This window comes from Nitrosomonas sp. Is37, assembly GCF_033063275.1.
In the GTDB taxonomy this organism is placed as follows: domain Bacteria; phylum Pseudomonadota; class Gammaproteobacteria; order Burkholderiales; family Nitrosomonadaceae; genus Nitrosomonas.
On the sequence record NZ_JAWJYP010000005.1, the window covers coordinates 73,183 to 91,418 of the forward strand.

The following is an 18,236-nucleotide window of genomic DNA, read 5'->3' on the forward strand; positions in this document are numbered from 1 at the left end:
TTATTTTTGCAATTAAACACTAGTTTAGTTTTTCATCATTAGACCACTTCATCTTTCTTTGTTGGAGACTATTTGGTCACTTTATTATCTTTCTTTCCCTCATCCTCGTTTTCATTATCCTTGCTTTCGTTATTTTCGTTAATTTCAAGGCCTTCATCTTCAGGTGGAGGATTACCATCGTAGACTAGATTTCTCCGCCGTTGCAGATAAGCGTCGCGTACAAATTCATATTTATCTAGCGCTGCTTCTTCAAGAGTTTTATCCGTATCTAACATCTGGGCACGCGTATCAACAGACCATCCTGCCGAAGCTGGGAGACGAACGGTCAGAAAATCAAAATTAAATGGATATATCGACCAAATTGGATGGAAAAAAGTACTATCCACTCCAATCCCCACAGCATCACGGATTGTACTAGGACCTAAGAGAGGTAGGACGAGATAAGGACCAGGGCCAATACCGTAACGACCGAGCGTCTGACCAAAATCTTCATTACGCTTGCTGATATTAATATCACTGACTGCACTAATGTCGCTTGCGAGATCGACGATACCAAACATACCAAATGTTGTATTAATAAGTACCCGGGTTGCGCTTGCTGCTGCAGTATCAAATTTCAATTGCAATAGCGCATTAGCAGTAATCACCACATCGCCAAAATTAGAAAAAACATTGCCGATGACCATCTCCAGAGGATCGGGAGTAACTGCTCGATAGCCCTTTGCTACGGGTTTCATTACATAGGCATCAAGCTTTTCATTAAATGAAAACACTGCCCGATTCATTGACTCCAGTGGGTCTCGTTTATTATTCTCGACCGAAGCACAACCAATCAGCATATACCCCAATAACATCAGAGCCGGTAATTTATAGCGATATAAGGTCATTTTTACATTTGTCAATATTATTTGTGAACAAGGCATCTTGCCATAATTATGCGATTGCGACAACTTCCTCATCGGTGGCTTCCACCCGTTCCCTGTTAAAATTTGATCAACTACCAATTAGCACGGTAATTAACGAACGGCTGCTCCTCTGTCTAGTCTCTACAGTACTCTGCTTTCTCTTGGCTAGGTACATGAGTGTCATGATGTTCATTCAGCTTTGTCGATGTGTTTGACCTACGGCTAATAAAAAGATGGCACTGACACTCCCATCCATATAAGTGTAAGAATTATAAGCGTTATTCCTATACCAATAGTGCCAACTATCATACCTACAATGATGGTTAATCCATCTTTATTAAGTAAACCTAGGGACATGATGAGAATTCCCCAACCAGGAGGGACGTTTACCAAAGGAATAGGTAGAGCTATGGAAATAGTAAATATAAAGGCAAAAATACCAATAATTCGTTCCCAGGCGCGTACGCTGATATATGTAAGCCTTGGGTGCAGATAGCTTTCAATTTTACGTAACCACGTGGTTGCTTTTTCAATCAATTTTTCCAGACTTTTTTTGCTAATTTCCTTTTTACTGATCCATCCAGGCAGCCAAGGAGATTTCATCCCCCACATCATTTGTATTGAGAAAATAAAAAGTGGAATAGAGAAAAAAGTGGTATAGCCAGGTGGAGCAGGAATAGGAAGGCAAATGGGTAAAGCTGCAATAGCAAGTAAAATACCAAACCCTCTCTCACGGAGAGAATTTTTGATTTCACCAACACTCATCTTCTCGCTAGTATTTTGTATCACCACTAATTGGAGCAATTCAGATGTAGTGCGTTCTTTGTTCTCCATTAATATTTCCTTATGATGAAACTAGGGTAATTTTATATAGATAAGTGATATTCCAGAAGGAATTTTAATGTTTCCCATAAGGTAAATAAGCTCGATGAGTGACGCATTATCTGATTTGGTTGCAGTCTGTGTTATAAGCAAATAATGGGCTAAAGAACGGTAATTCCATTTCTAAACCAAATCTGATTTTGTCGATTTCTCCTTGTCGTATTACTTATACTGCCTGCAGCTCGCCCTCGCATCATGTTTTATTTAGAAATGGAACAAATTATTTTCGGATGGTAAGAGTTGATATACCCTAAATGAAAAAGTTAGAGGTATGGTTGCATCTAAGCTATACAATTTTTATTCGATATATAACGAAGTGTGGCTGCAAGAAAGAAAAAGCAAGCCGCCCAGCTTTAAATGCTTTGCATAGCTAAATTCAAAAAAATCAGAATTATATTGAACAGGATAGGATAATGATGTTTTTGAATTTCCAGTCAGCGCATTTAAAACACTCTATCCGTGAAAACACTCTATCCGTGGATAAGGCTGTGATAATTGCTCTATATCGGTGAGAGATAATAGTTATTTCGATCGCTTAGAAAAGATGCTAATGCTTTTATTATTTTGACCAATAAACAAGATTCGAGAATGCGAATTTCATACTCCACCTTAACTGGTGAGTAATTAACATTGTTCCCGAGTTATTTTTTAATCAATTTTTAAAGCAATCCCATCTGTTTTGACTTATCTGCTCACCTAATTGCAGAATTTCATACAAGCAGATACTGGGCAGCCCGATTATCTTGCTTTACTTGATTGTTTCAAGGCTAACGTGAGCTCGTCCTTTTTTTATAAAACCTAACGCCACTGCTGCACGTTTGGTCACATCGATAATGTTGCTGTTGTGAGGAGCCAAACGATCGTTTATTTTGACAACTATACTGCGATTATTTTCAAGATTAGTAACTTTTACGAGCGTACCATAAGGAAAATCATTATGCGCTGCTGTAAACTTACTCTGATTGAAAATTTCACCATTGGCTGTTTTCTTACCTTGGTACTTATCATTGTAATGGACAGCATAACCTGTTTTGGCTAACGTGATGCCTGAGCCAAGGATTAGATAAATAATGAGGGTAGTGAGGAGCATTGAAGTAAGGCGTTTAGTCATATTTAATGTCCTCCAATGATTTATAAAATATTTTTCAGACTACTCGTGAATCAAATTTTTGAGCAAGTCGTACTAGGTATTAACCGGATTATAGTTAAATTTACTAAAACACATTGAGCTTGAGGAGATCAGTGAAATTTATTAATCATTTCATTCATGCTCATATACAGCTTCTTTTTGCATTCTTCTTCCTTGCCCACTAAATCAATCCATCCTACACTTCTGATACATTCGTTATATTCGAACTGAACCTCATTTTGCTTTTGAAGCAAATCAATTGAAGTCGAGAGTTGTTTGATGTGGGCAATAACTTTATCCAGATTAATATTTCCAACAGTATTTCCCAGCTGATCGATGCTTCTTTGGGTTACATCGAGTTTCTGTAATGGTTCATTGTTTGCGTGCTGGATTTGATTAGTAATTTCTTGTTTCGTTTCGTTGATGTAATCTTTTAGCTCATTTCCTAGCTCTCCAATACTCTTCTGAGTAAGGGTTACCAAAGTTTTTTCGTGTGCTTCAAGTTCATTCTGAACAAATGAATTGATTCCTTGTTGGAAGGTTTTTAATGAATGATCAATTGCTTGATTGAAAGATTGCATTTTATTTTCAATAAGATGACTGATATTCCTATTTTGTTTCAGAATGTCATCAGATATTTTGTCGACTGGCTCTCTCGTATTGATAATCTCTTTTTTTGCGTCGCTGATGCTTGATTTGATTTCATCGGAAACCTGATTGAAAGATTGCATTTTATTTTCAATAAGATGACTGATATTCCGATCAATCTGTTTCAGAATGTCACCAGATATTTTATCGATTGGCTCTCTTGTATTGATAATCTCTTTTTTTGCATCGCTGATGCTTGATTTGATTTCATCAGAAAAGTGTTTGTGTTTATCTTCAAGAAGGCGCAATGACTGCTTTTCATTTTCAGCAGCTAACAATGAGATGAGTAACACTTCTTTCTTTTCTTTTTGATCGAGATTGCCAATCATCTCTTCCAATATGCTGGAAGTTACTTCTTTATCGGCTAAATTTTCAATTTGATTAAGATCTGAAGCATTTAGTAATGTTTTTAGGCTGGCTTGCATTTCACCAATATTTGCTTCAGCTTTGGATATAGCAGTAGATTGGCGGAATAATTCGTAAGGTAAAAAAAGCAAAGTGAGTAGAAGACAAGTAATATAAATAACAATTTTCCAATTTCTTTTTTGTAGAATGAAACTGAAACCAAATAGGGTGAGGATCAAAATAATCGAGGGTGTCAGAATTGAAGCGATTTCGAACCAACTCCTATCTGTAACTGCACTTAAAGAAAAATTATTTAGCAGGCCAGCTATAAATTTATTTAACTCACTCATCAATCACTCCGCATAAGAACTGGAAAAATTAATAACGAAAAATACCTTTCTATATTTTTCTTATCCGTATGGTATTTGCCAATATCTTATAACTGTAAATAAATTTGATTGTATAGGCTATCAAATTTTTAGTCTGATGATTATCAGATCAGCCTGGGATATCTATGAAATCGTATTAAACAGGCATAATTACGTTCGAACATTTATAGTTTATTTGATTTCTCAGATTGATCTAGCCACGTTTCCAGCCCCATGGCGTTTAGTTCGATATCGACACGTAATAATTCATAAATCTCTGTAGGCGACCAAGTGCAGCCATGCATTGCGAGCCGTTGGCATAATAAATCTTTTAATGCTTGCACAATAAACTCATGCCTCTCTGCTGTTTTGTTAGCGGCTTGATTGGCGATATTGACAAACGCATCAATCAGATCGTGCATTTGCGTTGCATGATGCGGCAAATGACCGATACGGCTGTAGTGCGTCAGAAAAGCATATTGTGGTTGATAGCTCATAATTCGATTCAATGATGCATGGGCAGCCTCTGGATCAAATTGTACTGGGGTCGTAGTTGGAAAAACGAATTCCAGTCCATCTACATCTAGTTCCCGATAAGAAACGCCAAAGGTATCCCCTGTGAAAAAGGACTGGCTTCTTTCGTCAAAAATACAATAGTGATGACGAGCATGACCAGGAGTATCAAGCAGCAAAAGAGGACGGCCATTCAAGTCGATACGAGTTTCGTCAGGGGCTTCGAGAACACGATTTTCGTCAATGGGAGAAATTTCGCCATATAAGCGTTTAAATTCCGCTTTGCCATAAACTGCCATTACACCCGCAATTAGTTTGGCAGGATTAATCATATATTTTGCACCACGTGGATGGACAACCAATTTGGCATTGGGCAGCAATCGCATGAATTCACTTGCGCCGCCAGCATGGTCGAGATGAATGTGTGTGAGAAACACATAAGCTATTTTCTCAGGAGCAAGTTGCTTATTTTGTAGTATCTGTATGACGCCTGGCACAGAAAATTGGGTGCCTGTGTCAATCAAGGCAGCAACACCATTTTCGACAATCAGGTGGATAGCCGCGCGACCGGGGCGATGGTATTGGGCATCGATGGCAGTGATTCCAAAGTCGTAGTCGATGATATTGGGTAAATTCATATTTTTCGTTGGAATGTTTGGAGCTAAATTGAGTAATAAAATGGCTATTTCAATTTAATGAATAGGTTGTTTAAGTTGATCAAGAATGGCAGGATTCTCGAGTGTAGAGGTATCTTGAGTAATTTCTTCTCCTCTGGCAAGCGAGCGGAGTAATCGCCGCATGATTTTGCCAGAGCGTGTTTTGGGTAGATTGTCGCCAAAACGGATTTCTTCGGGCTTGGCAATTGGGCCGATTTCGTGTCCAACCCATTCTCTAAGTGAGTTGGCTATTTCAAAAGCTTGCTCGCCATGAGGGCATTTTTCTTTCAAAACGACAAATGCAACTACGACTTCTCCTTTGATTTCATGTGGCTTTCCTACGACTGCCGCTTCAGCAACCAGCGGATTGGCCACAAGCGCTGACTCAATTTCCATGGTTCCCAGACGATGACCGGATACATTCAATACATCGTCAACACGTCCCATGATCCAGAAATAGCCATCGTTATCACGATGTGCGGAGTCACCAGCTAGGTAAAAATGACCTCCACCAATATCTTGAGGAAAGTAGGTTTTCTTGAAACGCTCTGGATCTCCCCACAATGTGCGGATCTGGGAGGGAAACGGCTGCTTGATGACAAGAAATCCACCTTTTCCCTGTTCAACCTCATGGCCTGCTTCATCGATTACCGCAGCGCTGATTCCAGGTAAAGGAAACGTGCATGATCCAGGTTTGAGGGAGATCGCACCAGGAGCCGGTGCTATCATGTGGCAACCTGTTTCAGTTTGCCACCAAGTATCTACGATTGGGCAGCGGGATTGGCCCACTACGGTGTAATACCACATCCAGGCTTCGGGATTAATCGGTTCACCTACAGAGCCGAGCAGGCGCAGTGAGGACAAATCATATTGAGCAGGTAAATCTGCTCCCAATTTAATCAATGAGCGAATTGCAGTAGGCGCAGTATAGAAAGTAGTTACTTTGTGATTTTGTATAATTTTCCAAAGGCGTCCAGCATCGGGATAAGTAGGTACACCCTCGAAGACAACTTGAGTTGCCCCCATGGCCAATGGACCATACGCTACATAGCTATGACCGGTAATCCAACCAACATCGGCGGTACACCAAAAAATATCGGTCGGTTTGTAATCAAAGATCCATTGCATACTTGCCATTACACCCAGCAGATAACCTGCTGACGAGTGCTGGACGCCTTTGGGTTTGCCCGTGGAACCAGAGGTGTAGAGGGTAAATAAGGGATGCTCGGCATGGATCCATTCTGGCTCGCAGTCAGTTTGCTTGTTCTGGGTGAGCTCATGCCACCAGATATCGCGACCGGCATGCCATGGTGCGTCAATACCCATATGTTTATAAACGATAACTGATTTAACTGAGTCTGTTCCGCCCATGCTGAGGGCTTCATCGACAGTTGCTTTCAACGGGTGATTTTTACCACCACGCGTTTGCTCATCTGCAGTAATAACAGCTACTGCACCGGCGTCAACGATGCGTTCGTGTAGACTTTTAGCAGAAAATCCAGCGAATACGACCGAGTGAATAGCGCCAATGCGCGCACACGCTTGCATGGCGACAACAGCTTCAATACGCATTGGCAAGTAAATAATGATGCGATCGCCTTTTTTGATGTTAAGTGCTTTCAAGCCATTGGCAAACTGACAAACAAGCTGGTAGAGCTCGCGGTAAGTGCAACGGCTTACCTTGCCATCATCAGCCTCAAAAATAATAGCTAATTTATCCGGTTGACTGGTAAGGTGCCGATCAAGGCAATTATATGAAATATTTAGTTCACCATCCTCAAACCATTTGAAAAAAGGAGGGTCTGAATCATTCAGGACACGTGTAAAAGGTTTATGCCACAGAATATATTTTTGTGCCAACTTACTCCAGAAACCGGGGTAATCCTTCTCAGCTTCAGCACACAACGCTTGATATGCTTCCATACCAGCCAGATTAGCCTGTTCAACAAATTCCGGAAAAGGGGGAAAGACACGTGCTTCATGCAGTACGGATACGATGGTAGACATAGGACAATCCTTTATTTCATTATTTTGTGGCGAAGAATGATGAACAGGAAAATTGTACCATTCATGGGGCCGGAAGGAAGTTGCTCTTCACCATATAGCTAAATATATTGACGCTTGAATGACAACCTACTGCTTAATACTGCTTTATGGGATAATAATCTTATTATTTTGGAATATCGTAAAATGAAGACGTTATACGACAAACTTTGGGAAAGCCATGTGGTGCATGCAGAATCAGACAGCCCCGACAGCATGGTCATTCTTTACATTGATCGTCATCTGGTGCACGAAGTAACCAGTCCTCAGGCGTTCGAGGGATTGAAATTGGCTAGACGCAAACCCTGGCGAGTGAATTCGATTCTAGCGGTAGCAGATCATAATGTACCTACAACCGATCGGAGCAGTGGTATTAGCGACCCAATATCGCGCTTGCAAGTAGATACTCTGGATCAGAATTGCGAGGAGCTGGGCATAATCGAGTTCCGAATGAACGATCAGCGACAAGGGATCGTGCACGTCATTGGGCCGGAGCAGGGTGCGACGTTACCAGGGATGACAGTAGTCTGTGGAGACTCACATACCAGTACCCATGGTGCTTTTGGCTGTCTTGCCTTTGGTATCGGTACATCCGAGGTAGAGCATGTACTGGCGACCCAGTGTTTGTTGACCAAAAAATCTAAGTCGATGCAGATATTGGTCGAAGGCAAACTAGGGTATGGGGTGACGGCCAAAGATATTGCGCTGGCGATTATTGGTGAGATCGGTACAGCAGGCGGTACAGGTTATGCGATTGAATTTGCAGGGAGCGCTATACGGGCACTTTCCATGGAAGGTCGCATGACGCTTTGCAATATGGCAATTGAGGCAGGTGCGCGTGCAGGGATGATCGCGGTGGATGAAACCACGATCGAATACATTAAGGGGCGGCCTTTTGCGCCGAAAGGTGCGATATGGGAGCAAGCAGCCTCCTATTGGCGTACCTTAAAAAGCGATGAAGGAGCAGTATTTGATCGGGTAATAAAACTTAAGGCAGAACAAATCAAACCTCAGGTAACTTGGGGAACCTCTCCGGAGATGGTGACTTCAATTGACGGCAGGGTACCGAACCCGGCTTTGATAGCTGACCCAATCAAGCGCCACGATGCAGAGAATGCTCTGAAATACATGGGACTTTCACCTAATACTCCAATCGATGAGATTTTTCTTGACAAGATTTTTATTGGTTCATGCACCAATTCACGAATAGAAGATCTGCGAGAAGCTGCTTCAGTATTGAAAGGCAGGCATATTGCTCCTAATATCAAGCAAGCTCTCGTGGTTCCAGGCTCAGGTTTAGTAAAATCTCAAGCTGAGCAGGAGGGGATCGATAGAATTTTTCAGGAAGCGGGATTCGAGTGGCGAGAACCTGGTTGTTCAATGTGCCTCGCGATGAACGAAGACAGACTTATGCCAGGCGAGCGTTGTGCTTCGACATCAAATCGTAATTTTGAAGGACGGCAGGGGCCGGGAGGCAGAACACACTTGGTCAGTCCTGCCATGGCAGCAGCAGCAGCAGTAGCCGGTCATTTCGTTGATGTTCGTACGATGAATGAATAGCCTAACACTCTATTTTTGTTTAAGGAAATACAAATGAAAATGATATCTGTATCGATTGGATTGTTGTGGATTGCTCTGCGGTTGACCGGCTGTCATACCATGCAGGGACTTGGTAAGGATATCGAGAGTGGCGGTAAAGCAATCGAGAAATCTGCTCAATAAGCAAAGATATGAAAAAATTTGAGTATTGTATTGTCGTGGCAGCAGCAGTAACGGGTCATTTCGTTGATGTTTGTACGATGAATGAATGGCCTAAGACTCTATTTTTGCTTAAGGAAATATAAATGAAAATAATATCTGTATCGATTGGATTATTGTGGGTTGTTCTGCAGTTGGCTGGCTGTCATACCATGCAGGGGCTTGGTAAGGATATTCAGAGTGGCGGTGAGGCAATCGAGAAAGCTGCTCAGTAAATAGAGAATAGAGATATGAAAAAGTTTGACTATTGTAAAGGATTGGTGGTCCCGCTGGATCGCGCGAACGTGGATACGGATGCTATTATCCCTAAACAATTCCTGAAGTCGATCAAGCGTTCAGGTTTTGGTCAGTACTTATTTGATGAATGGCGTTATCTTGATCACGGTGAGCCGGGAATGGATGTATCGCAGCGTAAAATAAACCCTGATTTTGTGCTTAATCAACCTCGCTATCAGGGAGCAGAAATATTGATTGCACGTGATAATTTTGGTTGTGGTTCAAGTCGCGAGCATGCACCCTGGGCACTTCAGGATTACGGTTTTCAGGTAATTATTGCACCGAGTTTCGCTGATATTTTTTTTAACAACTGCTTCAAAATAGGATTATTACCTATTGTGCTCGATTCAAATGTGGTGAATAGGCTTATTAATGAAGTGATAGATATCAGTGGTTATTGTTTAGCCGTGAATCTTTCTGCCCAGACAGTGACGACGCCGACTAATGAAGCCTATGGCTTTGATATTGATCCATTTAGAAAACATTGTTTAATTAATGGCTTGGATGAAATCGGCTTAACTTTACAGCATGCTGATAAAATCAAACAGTTTGAGGCAAAGCGACGGAAAGAGCAGCCTTGGTTATTCGCTTGAAATAAATTTTCCGTGTCAGGAAAGAATAATATGAAAATTGCAGTTCTAGCAGGTGATGGGATCGGCCCAGAAATTACTGGGCAGGCTGAAAGAATTTTATTGGCACTTAGAAGTGATGGACTAAAACTCGAGCTGGAGCCTGGTTTATTGGGCGGGTGTGCAGTGGATGCCAGCGGCGAGCCTTTCCCGGAGATAACTCGTAAACTCGTTAAAGAAGCAGATGCTGTGCTGCTGGGGGCAGTGGGTGGTCCAAAATATGACGGTTTACCTCGGGAGAAACGTCCTGAGCAAGGATTGCTTGCTATTCGTAAAGAACTTAATTTATTTGCTAATCTACGGCCAGCTATTCTATATCCTGAATTAGCGAGTGTTTCGACCTTGAAACCCGAAATTGTCTCAGGTCTGGATATCTTGATTGTACGTGAGTTGACAGGCGATATTTATTTTGGTCGGCCACGAGGTATTGAGCGACGAGATGGTCAGCGCGTGGGTTTTAATACTATGATCTATACCGAAGCGGAAATAAGCCGAATTGCTCATGTCGCTTTTCAAGCAGCACGCAAACGAAAGGGTGGGCTATGTTCCGTGGATAAAATGAATGTGCTGGAGTGTACCCAATTATGGCGTGATGTGGTTACTGAAACAGCTAAGGAATATCCGGATGTAAACCTTTCTCATATGCTGGTAGATAATGCAGCAATGCAATTGGTGCGTAATCCCAGGCAGTTTGATGTGATCGTGACAGGCAATATGTTTGGCGATATTTTATCTGATGAAGCTTCTATGCTGACCGGCTCAATAGGTATGCTCCCTTCTGCATCGCTAGATGATCAAAACAAGGGATTGTATGAGCCCATTCATGGATCCGCACCGGATATCGCAGGAAAAGATATGGCTAACCCTTTAGCAACAATATTATCAGTAGCCATGATGCTGCGTTATTCTTTTGCTCAGGAAGAGGCTGCCTTGCGTATTGAGCATGCAGTTAGAAAGGTTTTGGCACAAGGTTTTCGTACCAATGACATTTACGAACCCGGTATGAAAAAAGTTGGTACGATAGAAATGGGTAATGCCGTGTTAGCAAATTTATAAACATGTTGTATGCAGGTGGATAGGTCAACGGCAGCGATCTCAAGCTTATTTGCCTTTTTTAATTTAGGTTTAGATTTATAGCTTGTAATTCGTCTCATTGATCACGAATTAATGGTCAAGAATTACCTCTAAGATTTCAAGATTATTCACAGCATAAAGGTTATAGAAAACTAAATGAAACAAGTAGGCTTTGTAGGCTGGCGTGGTATGGTAGGTTCTGTTCTTATGCAGCGCATGCGTGAAGAAGATGATTTTTCATTGGTAGAACCAGTATTTTTCACAACTTCTCAGAAAGGCGGGAAGGGACCGGATATCGGTAAAGATATACCGCCCCTTAAGGATGCCAGGGATGTGGCAGAACTTAAGAAGATGGATATCATCATCTCCTGCCAGGGAGGCGATTATACCAATGAAATTTTTGGTAAGTTACGTGAATCAGGTTGGAAAGGTTATTGGATCGATGCAGCATCAGCTCTTAGAATGAAAGATGATGCTGTTATCATTCTTGATCCTGTCAACATGCCTGTTATCAAGCAAGCCTTGCATGATGGCGTAAAGAATTATATCGGTGGTAACTGTACCGTTAGTTTGATGCTGATGGCAGTAGGTGGTTTGTTTGAAAAAAACATGGTCGAGTGGATGAGCGCTATGACCTATCAAGCTGCTTCGGGTGCAGGTGCTCAAAACATGAGGGAGCTACTTCTGCAAATGGGTGAAACCCACCGTGTGGCTGAGGATCTGTTGAATGATCCAGCCTCAAGCATCTTGGATATCGATCGTGAAGTTGCAGAGAAGCTACGTGACAAAGAATTTCCTGTTGAGAATTTTGGTGTGCCTTTGGCAGGAAGCTTGATTCCTTGGATTGACAAGGAAGTTGCTCATGGGCAGAGTCGTGAAGAATGGAAAGGTCAGGCCGAAACGAATAAAATCCTAGGTCATACAGATAAGCCTGTGCCCGTTGATGGTATTTGTGTTCGTGTTGGTGCAATGCGTTGCCATAGTCAAGCATTGACGATCAAACTTAAGCAAGACATTCCATTGGATGAAATTGAGGGCGTCATTGCTCAGTCAAACAATTGGGTGCGAGTAATTCCTAACGAACGAGAAAGGTCAACAAAAGAACTTACGCCAGTTGCTGTTACCGGTAAACTGGACGTCCATGTTGGGCGGTTGCGTAAGCTTAATATGGGTGGAGAGTATCTTTCTGCGTTTACTGTAGGTGATCAACTACTATGGGGAGCAGCAGAACCATTACGTAGAATGTTGCGGATACTGATTGAAAATTAAATAATTATCTCTCAAGAAATTAAGGGAACATGTCGTTTCTTTAATCTGCTCTGATCATTTAGAGTGATAGAATTGGCCTGCGATACAAAAGGTAGTTCTATGGCCTTTATTTTTGTTAGTAAAGTGGTGGCAGCATATCTTCTATTCCAAGAAATGAGAGGATATTTCTGTGAATAAGATTTATTTTAGGGCATGTTGGTTGATAGTTTTGTTAATGTTTCCTTGGTTGGCTTATACGGCTGGTCTAGGAAAATTAACTCACAGTTCATTTCTGGGGCAACCATTTAAAGCGGAGATAGAACTCGTTTCTGTAACAAAAGATGAGATACCAGCCTTAACCGCGCGTGTGGCCTCACCAGAAGCTTTTCGTCAAGCGGGTGTAATTTATGCATCTTATCATTCATCCTTGAGTGTTTCAGTAGAGAAACGCGTCAATGGCCAACCTTATATTCAAATTACTTCACCGCAAGCAGTGGATGAGCCATTCGTGAGTTTACTGATAGAACTCAACGGATCATCAGGGCGTTTATTGCGTGAATATACTGTTTTACTTGATCCGGTCGATACACAAGTAGCCGAACCAGTTAATCCGATAATCCAGCATACATCTGATCAGCCCAAAACTGCCATAACAACTGCTGAAGTGATTCAGCCAAAAATTAAGATTGATCAGAGATCAAAAGCTCGTGGAGCGGCCTCATATAAGCCGGGAATGGGCAGCACTTACGGTCCTGTTGCGCGAGGAGAAACGTTAATCGGAATTGCCAGGCAAGTTACGCCTGAGGGAGTTGATCTTAATCAAATGCTAGTTGCTCTTTATCAAGCAAATCAAAATGCATTTTTCAGAAAAAATATAAATTTGCTGAAAGCGGGGGTAATACTGCGTATTCCTGATCAAAATGAAATTTCGGCTATTAGTCAAGTAAAAGCAAGTCGTGAAATTGGAGCGCAAACCACAAACTGGCATGCTTACCGCCAAAAAGTAGCTGATGCAGCCATGGGTTCTTCATCAAAGCCAAAGGCAGAATTGAAACAATCTGCAACGGGAAGAATATCCATGACTATTCAAGAAGAAAGTTCCGTAGTCAAGAAGGCGTCGCCTGAAGAAGTATTGATACTTTCAAAAGGTGAGCAACTTGCAAACCACCAGAATATTGAAAATCTTAACGAGAAAAAAAGCAGCGCAGCCCAAGATTATGTACGAATGATGGAAGAGGATGCCATCGCTAAAGATCGTGCTCTGAAAGAGGTCAATGAACGAGTCGCTTTATTGGAGCAGAATATTGAAAGACTACAGCGTCTGCTCGAGATTAAAAGCGCAGGCATGACCGATACTCAAACCCAGGCAGAGCAATCTCTTGCCCAAGTGGCGCCAGCGTCAACGCCACCTGGTCGAAGCGAAACTGAAACAATGCTTAGTGATTCAATAGATTTAGCACCAACACAAGAAATAAATCACTCAGAACACTCTGAAAAGATCGTATCTGCACAATCTATTATTCCAGAACAGCCTATAAGCCAAGTTCCATTGCCTGATTCTTCTGAATCGATAGAGACTGCTTTATCAGATCAAATTATGGGCTTTGTTACAGATGATTTGGAATTAGCGGGGGGGGCGATTGCAGTTTTGCTCACGGGTTGGTTGGGTATATCCATGCTTCGCCGAAGAAGGAAAGGAAGTAATAACATGGATGATGATGTTTTCGACTATCTCGGAGAAACTACGAAAAATAACATGAAGGCATCGCCCATGGCAGAATTAGCGTCAGCGGAAATGATGATATTGGATAAGGTGCAGGCCGCCAGAAAGAAAGATGTGATTTCTGAGTTTTCTCAAGATTCTAAATATTTAGAATCAGAAGAATCGAAAGGTAATTTATCCGAATCTGTGTCTGAGTTCTTTTTTGGCAAAAACTTAAGTGGAAGCTTTGTCAATGATCGGAATGCTGATCCGAATCATGAGCGTGCTCAAATTGAGCTTGATCCGTCAGAAGGTATATCAGCTGAACAAGATCCTGAAACCAAATTTGATTTGGAAAATATTGACAAGAACTTTTCGATCGTTTCAGTGGATCGCGCCCAAGATACGAACGAGGCGGATATGTTTGTTACAAAAGAGCAGTCTATTTCCAGTCATGAGTTTGCTATGAATCTTGAAGCTGAGCAAACGGATAAGAAGGATTCTTCTTATGAAGAGAAGGGTATACCGTTCAGTATCGATTTTCCTCATGATTTAAAATCTTCCAACTCAATGACACCGTTAGATAAAGGAGAATCTTTATCAACACAGGACAATGCTCAATCAACTAAACTCAATCTGGCTTTGGCTGATATCAAACTCGATTTGGATGATGAACCTGAAAAGATGACTGGGAATGGAGTAGCTCATGATAAAGATGAAAGTACACCGTGGAATGAAGCTGCTGTGAAAATTGATTTGGCTCAGGCTTATCTGGAAATGGAGGATAAGGAAGGTGCCAGGAAGATCCTGGAGGAAGTCATGCGTGAAGGTAATGAGGAGCAGCAAGCTATAGCAAGATCAATGGTAGAGGATTTAAAGTAGTTATTCATTAAACCTGGATTTCTCAGCTGATCGCTTGCACTGGTGTTAACATTATGAATATAATAACCTTTCCTGTAAATTTCATTCTCATCTTCTGGATATTCCTGCTTCGGTGTGGATTGCGCTATTTTGCAAGCACATGGCTAGGTTGCAATTCCTTGGAATGGAACGATTTTTTCGCATCGTTGCGCCTTGCCTGCACTCGCAAAATTACATACTCCATTCCGTTCAACTGAAGAATTTAGGTTAAAATTTCAAAGTAATGTGATTGTGATTCCTGAAAAACAGATCGGTATTGCGATTGTTATATTCTTGTGAGAATAGCTTTAGTTCTAGAATATAGTGGGGAGCGGTATCATGGTTGGCAAAACCAGCCTGCTTGCATCTCAATTCAAAGTGAGCTAGAGACTGCATTATCTAAAATTGCTAATTGTAAAGTTGGAGTCGTTGGAGCAGGTCGAACAGACGCGGGTGTTCATGCACTATACCAAGTGATTCATTTTGAAACACCCACACGAAGACCTATGAGTGCATGGGTGAGAGGGGTTAATGCACTATTACCTGATGATATTGCCGTATTGTGGGCCTCAGAAGTGGGTGAAGCGTTTCATGCACGTTATTGTGCTATCGAACGGCGTTATCTTTATTGCTTGCTAAATCATCCTGTTCGGCCTGGGGTATCTCAAAGGAAAGTAGGATGGTTTCATAAGCCGCTAGAGCTTGAAAAAATGCAACAGGCGGCGGCCATGTTGTTGGGTGAGCATGATTTTAGCGCTTTTCGTACTGCTGAGTGTCAGGCGAAAAATCCGGTACGAAACTTAACCATGTTAGAGATCACGCAATATGGCCATTTTTTCATCTTCGAGTTCCGTGCTAATGGCTTTCTACATCATATGGTGCGTAATATTGTCGGTAGCTTAGTATATATCGGTCATGGTAAATATCCTCCTGGATGGATGCAGCTGTTGTTACAAAATCGTGATCGAACCCTTGCTGCGCCAACATTTTCTCCTCATGGGTTATACTTGGCTGGGATTAGCTATGATGCTAAATGGAATTTGCCTCCTTTCAATCAATCTCCTCTTGCAACTATTATGCTGAGTCCAAATAGGTCTCTGGTAAAAGTATAGAATCTGGTTGAAATCAAGATTGATCAAATCATATAGAGAGGTAATTTCATTTCCAAATCAAACATGACGCGAAGGCGAGCCGCAGACAGTATAAAAAATAATACGGCAAGGAGAAGCCGACAAAGTCAAGTTTGATTTAGAAATGGAATAAGAAGTGGATTATTTATATGTTTAAAATGGAGTGAGTATTTTGTGCCGATCCGTGTAAAGATTTGTGGTATAACACGCGTTGAAGATGCGCTGGTAGCGGCGCAACAGGGTGCAGACGCTATTGGATTTGTTTTCTGGCGTCAAAGTGCGCGTTTTATTTCTCCTACTCAGGCACGTGAAATCGTATTGCGCTTGCCGCCTTTCATGAATGTAGTGGGTGTTTATGTTGATCCTTCTCCAGAATGGGTGGAAGAGACTTCCATCACAGCTGGGTTGAATTTGCTCCAATTTCATGGAGAGGAGACGCCCGAATTTTGTGGTCAATTTATGTTGCCTTATATTAAAGCTTTGCGTGTCAGGAAAGAGATGGATTTGTTACAATACGGAAAGCTTTACCAGAATGCCAAAGGATTATTATTGGATACCTATACAGCAGGGATGCCAGGTGGTACTGGGCAAGTATTTGACTGGAATTTGATTCCAACAGATTTTCCTTTACCACTCGTGCTTTCAGGCGGCCTTAGTCCTGATAATGTGGTGAATGCGATTAGACAAGTTCGGCCATGGGCCGTAGATGTATCTAGCGGGGTAGAAGTCGCAAAGGGTATTAAGGACGTGAACAAAATTTCTGCTTTTATGCAAGGAGTCAAGAATTGTGAAGATTTATGATCTTCCAGACAAGCATGGGCATTTTGGCCCATATGGTGGTACATTTGTAGCAGAAACACTTATCGCAGCACTGGATGAATTACTTGCTCAGTATCAGCATTTCCGGGATGACGCCGCTTTTCAAGCGGAGTTCACTCATGAACTCAAGTATTACGTTGGGCGTCCAAGCCCAATTTACCATGCTAAGCGTTGGTCAGCTCATCTTGGTGGCGCCCAGATCTTGCTCAAGCGGGAAGATCTGAATCACACAGGTGCTCATAAGATAAACAATACTGTGGGGCAAGCATTGCTAGCAAAGCGCATGGGCAAAACCCGAGTGATTGCTGAAACAGGTGCAGGTCAGCACGGTGTCGCAAGTGCGACAGTTGCTGCGCGTTATGGCATGGAATGCGTCGTTTATATGGGCTCGGAGGATGTGAAGCGTCAGGCAACCAATGTTTATCGAATGAAATTGCTTGGTGCTACAGTTATACCGGTTGAGTCTGGTTCTCGTACGCTTAAGGATGCGTTAAATGAAGCGATGCGAGATTGGGTTACCAATGTTGAAAATACTTATTACATTATTGGCACGGTTGCAGGCCCACATCCCTATCCAATGATGGTACGGGATTTTCAAGCTGTCATTGGACGAGAAGCCAGAGTGCAAATGGAAGAGGAATATGGGCGCCAACCCGATGCATTGATTGCCTGTGTGGGAGGTGGATCAAATGCTATTGGTTTATTTTATCCTTATATAGAGGATAACAATGTTCGCATGATAGGTGTAGAGGCTGCAGGTAAGGGAATTAATACCCACCAGCACGCTGCCACCTTGGTGACAGGCAGGCCAGGAGTCTTGCATGGTAACCGTACTTACTTGATCCAGGATGATAATGGTCAGATTATCGAAACCCACTCTATTTCTGCAGGGCTGGACTATCCAGGTGTGGGTCCTGAGCATGCATGGCTCAAAGACTGTGGTCGAGCGGAATATGTGGCAGTAACGGATGATGAGGCTCTATCAGCGTTTCATGCCTTGTGCCGATTTGAAGGGATTATTCCGGCACTAGAATCGAGCCATGCCTTGGCTTACGCGGCTAAACTTGCTCCTACCCTTGGGAAAGACCAATTGCTGTTGGTCAATCTGTCAGGACGGGGTGATAAGGATATGACTACTGTTGCGCAACAATCCGGAATAGTATTTTGAATAAAATCTTCCTAGTGAAGATTCATCAAATAACAATTATGCC

At 42.1% G+C, this 18,236-nt stretch carries 16 protein-coding genes; 10 read left to right on the forward strand and 6 right to left on the reverse strand.

From position 1 onward, the window contains the following. Positions 1-68: 68 nt before the first annotated feature. The 6 genes from R2Q26_RS03810 to acs form a co-directional block, all read right to left on the reverse strand. Entirely contained in the window at positions 69-887 is an 819-nt protein-coding gene (locus tag R2Q26_RS03810; protein WP_317535044.1) for a VacJ family lipoprotein, read from the reverse strand. Positions 888-1,127: 240 nt separating this feature from the next. Next, complete coding sequence (locus R2Q26_RS03815) at positions 1,128-1,739, reverse strand: exopolysaccharide biosynthesis protein (RefSeq protein WP_317535045.1); 612 nt, start codon at positions 1,737-1,739, stop codon at positions 1,128-1,130. Between the two features lie 796 nt (positions 1,740-2,535). After that, positions 2,536-2,898, reverse strand: a complete 363-nt coding sequence (locus tag R2Q26_RS03820; protein ID WP_317535046.1) for a septal ring lytic transglycosylase RlpA family protein — start codon at positions 2,896-2,898, stop codon at positions 2,536-2,538. 128 nt (positions 2,899-3,026) lie between these two features. Continuing rightward, positions 3,027-4,259: a hypothetical protein gene (locus R2Q26_RS03825; protein ID WP_317535047.1), complete on the reverse strand. Its 1,233-nt coding sequence runs from the start codon at positions 4,257-4,259 to the stop codon at positions 3,027-3,029. Positions 4,260-4,462: 203 nt separating this feature from the next. Further along, on the reverse strand, positions 4,463-5,428 hold the full coding sequence (locus tag R2Q26_RS03830; RefSeq protein ID WP_317535048.1) for an MBL fold metallo-hydrolase: 966 nt from the start codon (positions 5,426-5,428) through the stop codon (positions 4,463-4,465). 54 nt (positions 5,429-5,482) lie between these two features. Further along, entirely contained in the window at positions 5,483-7,453 is a 1,971-nt protein-coding gene (gene acs / locus R2Q26_RS03835) for an acetate--CoA ligase (RefSeq protein WP_317535049.1), read from the reverse strand. 183 nt (positions 7,454-7,636) lie between these two features. Here acs and leuC point away from each other — a divergent pair, with 183 nt between their 5' ends. The 10 genes from leuC (at position 7,637) to trpB (ending at position 18,193) form a co-directional block, all read left to right on the forward strand. After that, positions 7,637-9,049: a 3-isopropylmalate dehydratase large subunit gene (leuC, locus tag R2Q26_RS03840; protein WP_317535050.1), complete on the forward strand. Its 1,413-nt coding sequence runs from the start codon at positions 7,637-7,639 to the stop codon at positions 9,047-9,049. A gap of 33 nt (positions 9,050-9,082) precedes the next feature. Then, entirely contained in the window at positions 9,083-9,211 is a 129-nt protein-coding gene (locus R2Q26_RS03845) for an entericidin A/B family lipoprotein (RefSeq protein WP_317535051.1), read from the forward strand. A 122-nt stretch (positions 9,212-9,333) separates the two neighbouring features. Then, complete coding sequence (locus tag R2Q26_RS03850; protein ID WP_317535052.1) at positions 9,334-9,462, forward strand: entericidin A/B family lipoprotein; 129 nt, start codon at positions 9,334-9,336, stop codon at positions 9,460-9,462. A gap of 15 nt (positions 9,463-9,477) precedes the next feature. Then, the gene (gene leuD, locus R2Q26_RS03855; protein ID WP_317535053.1) at positions 9,478-10,116 is read left to right on the forward strand and encodes a 3-isopropylmalate dehydratase small subunit; all 639 of its coding nucleotides are present in this window, start codon (positions 9,478-9,480) and stop codon (positions 10,114-10,116) included. Between the two features lie 30 nt (positions 10,117-10,146). Further along, positions 10,147-11,208 (forward strand): 3-isopropylmalate dehydrogenase, encoded by a 1,062-nt coding sequence (gene leuB, locus R2Q26_RS03860; RefSeq protein ID WP_090566233.1) that lies wholly within the window; start codon positions 10,147-10,149, stop codon positions 11,206-11,208. 174 nt (positions 11,209-11,382) lie between these two features. After that, positions 11,383-12,495, forward strand: a complete 1,113-nt coding sequence (asd, locus tag R2Q26_RS03865; RefSeq protein WP_090566236.1) for an aspartate-semialdehyde dehydrogenase — start codon at positions 11,383-11,385, stop codon at positions 12,493-12,495. 712 nt (positions 12,496-13,207) lie between these two features. Beyond that, positions 13,208-15,058 carry a FimV/HubP family polar landmark protein gene (locus R2Q26_RS03870; RefSeq protein WP_317535054.1) on the forward strand — a complete coding sequence of 617 codons (1,851 nt, stop codon included), beginning with the start codon at positions 13,208-13,210 and terminating at the stop codon, positions 15,056-15,058. A gap of 314 nt (positions 15,059-15,372) precedes the next feature. Then, positions 15,373-16,188 carry a tRNA pseudouridine(38-40) synthase TruA gene (gene truA, locus R2Q26_RS03875; RefSeq protein WP_317535055.1) on the forward strand — a complete coding sequence of 272 codons (816 nt, stop codon included), beginning with the start codon at positions 15,373-15,375 and terminating at the stop codon, positions 16,186-16,188. 192 nt (positions 16,189-16,380) lie between these two features. Next, positions 16,381-17,007: a phosphoribosylanthranilate isomerase gene (locus R2Q26_RS03880; RefSeq protein WP_317535056.1), complete on the forward strand. Its 627-nt coding sequence runs from the start codon at positions 16,381-16,383 to the stop codon at positions 17,005-17,007. Beyond that, positions 16,994-18,193, forward strand: a complete 1,200-nt coding sequence (trpB, locus tag R2Q26_RS03885) for a tryptophan synthase subunit beta (RefSeq protein WP_317535057.1) — start codon at positions 16,994-16,996, stop codon at positions 18,191-18,193. Before R2Q26_RS03880 ends, trpB begins: the two co-directional genes overlap by 14 nt. Positions 18,194-18,236: the final 43 nt, after the last annotated feature.

What these genes read in the sequence shown, in the direction of transcription:
- R2Q26_RS03820 (WP_317535046.1), bottom strand. Translation starts at nt 2,898, where the DNA reads ATGACTAAACGCCTTACTTCAATGCTCCTCACTACCCTCATTATTTAT.
- leuD (WP_317535053.1), top strand. Translation starts at nt 9,478, where the DNA reads ATGAAAAAGTTTGACTATTGTAAAGGATTGGTGGTCCCGCTGGATCGC.
- leuB (WP_090566233.1), top strand. Translation starts at nt 10,147, where the DNA reads ATGAAAATTGCAGTTCTAGCAGGTGATGGGATCGGCCCAGAAATTACT.
- R2Q26_RS03830 (WP_317535048.1), bottom strand. Translation starts at nt 5,428, where the DNA reads ATGAATTTACCCAATATCATCGACTACGACTTTGGAATCACTGCCATC.
- R2Q26_RS03870 (WP_317535054.1), top strand. Translation starts at nt 13,208, where the DNA reads ATGGGCAGCACTTACGGTCCTGTTGCGCGAGGAGAAACGTTAATCGGA.
- R2Q26_RS03845 (WP_317535051.1), top strand. Translation starts at nt 9,083, where the DNA reads ATGAAAATGATATCTGTATCGATTGGATTGTTGTGGATTGCTCTGCGG.
- acs (WP_317535049.1), bottom strand. Translation starts at nt 7,453, where the DNA reads ATGTCTACCATCGTATCCGTACTGCATGAAGCACGTGTCTTTCCCCCT.
- R2Q26_RS03825 (WP_317535047.1), bottom strand. Translation starts at nt 4,259, where the DNA reads ATGAGTGAGTTAAATAAATTTATAGCTGGCCTGCTAAATAATTTTTCT.
- leuC (WP_317535050.1), top strand. Translation starts at nt 7,637, where the DNA reads ATGAAGACGTTATACGACAAACTTTGGGAAAGCCATGTGGTGCATGCA.
- R2Q26_RS03850 (WP_317535052.1), top strand. Translation starts at nt 9,334, where the DNA reads ATGAAAATAATATCTGTATCGATTGGATTATTGTGGGTTGTTCTGCAG.
- R2Q26_RS03815 (WP_317535045.1), bottom strand. Translation starts at nt 1,739, where the DNA reads ATGGAGAACAAAGAACGCACTACATCTGAATTGCTCCAATTAGTGGTG.
- R2Q26_RS03810 (WP_317535044.1), bottom strand. Translation starts at nt 887, where the DNA reads ATGACCTTATATCGCTATAAATTACCGGCTCTGATGTTATTGGGGTAT.
- asd (WP_090566236.1), top strand. Translation starts at nt 11,383, where the DNA reads ATGAAACAAGTAGGCTTTGTAGGCTGGCGTGGTATGGTAGGTTCTGTT.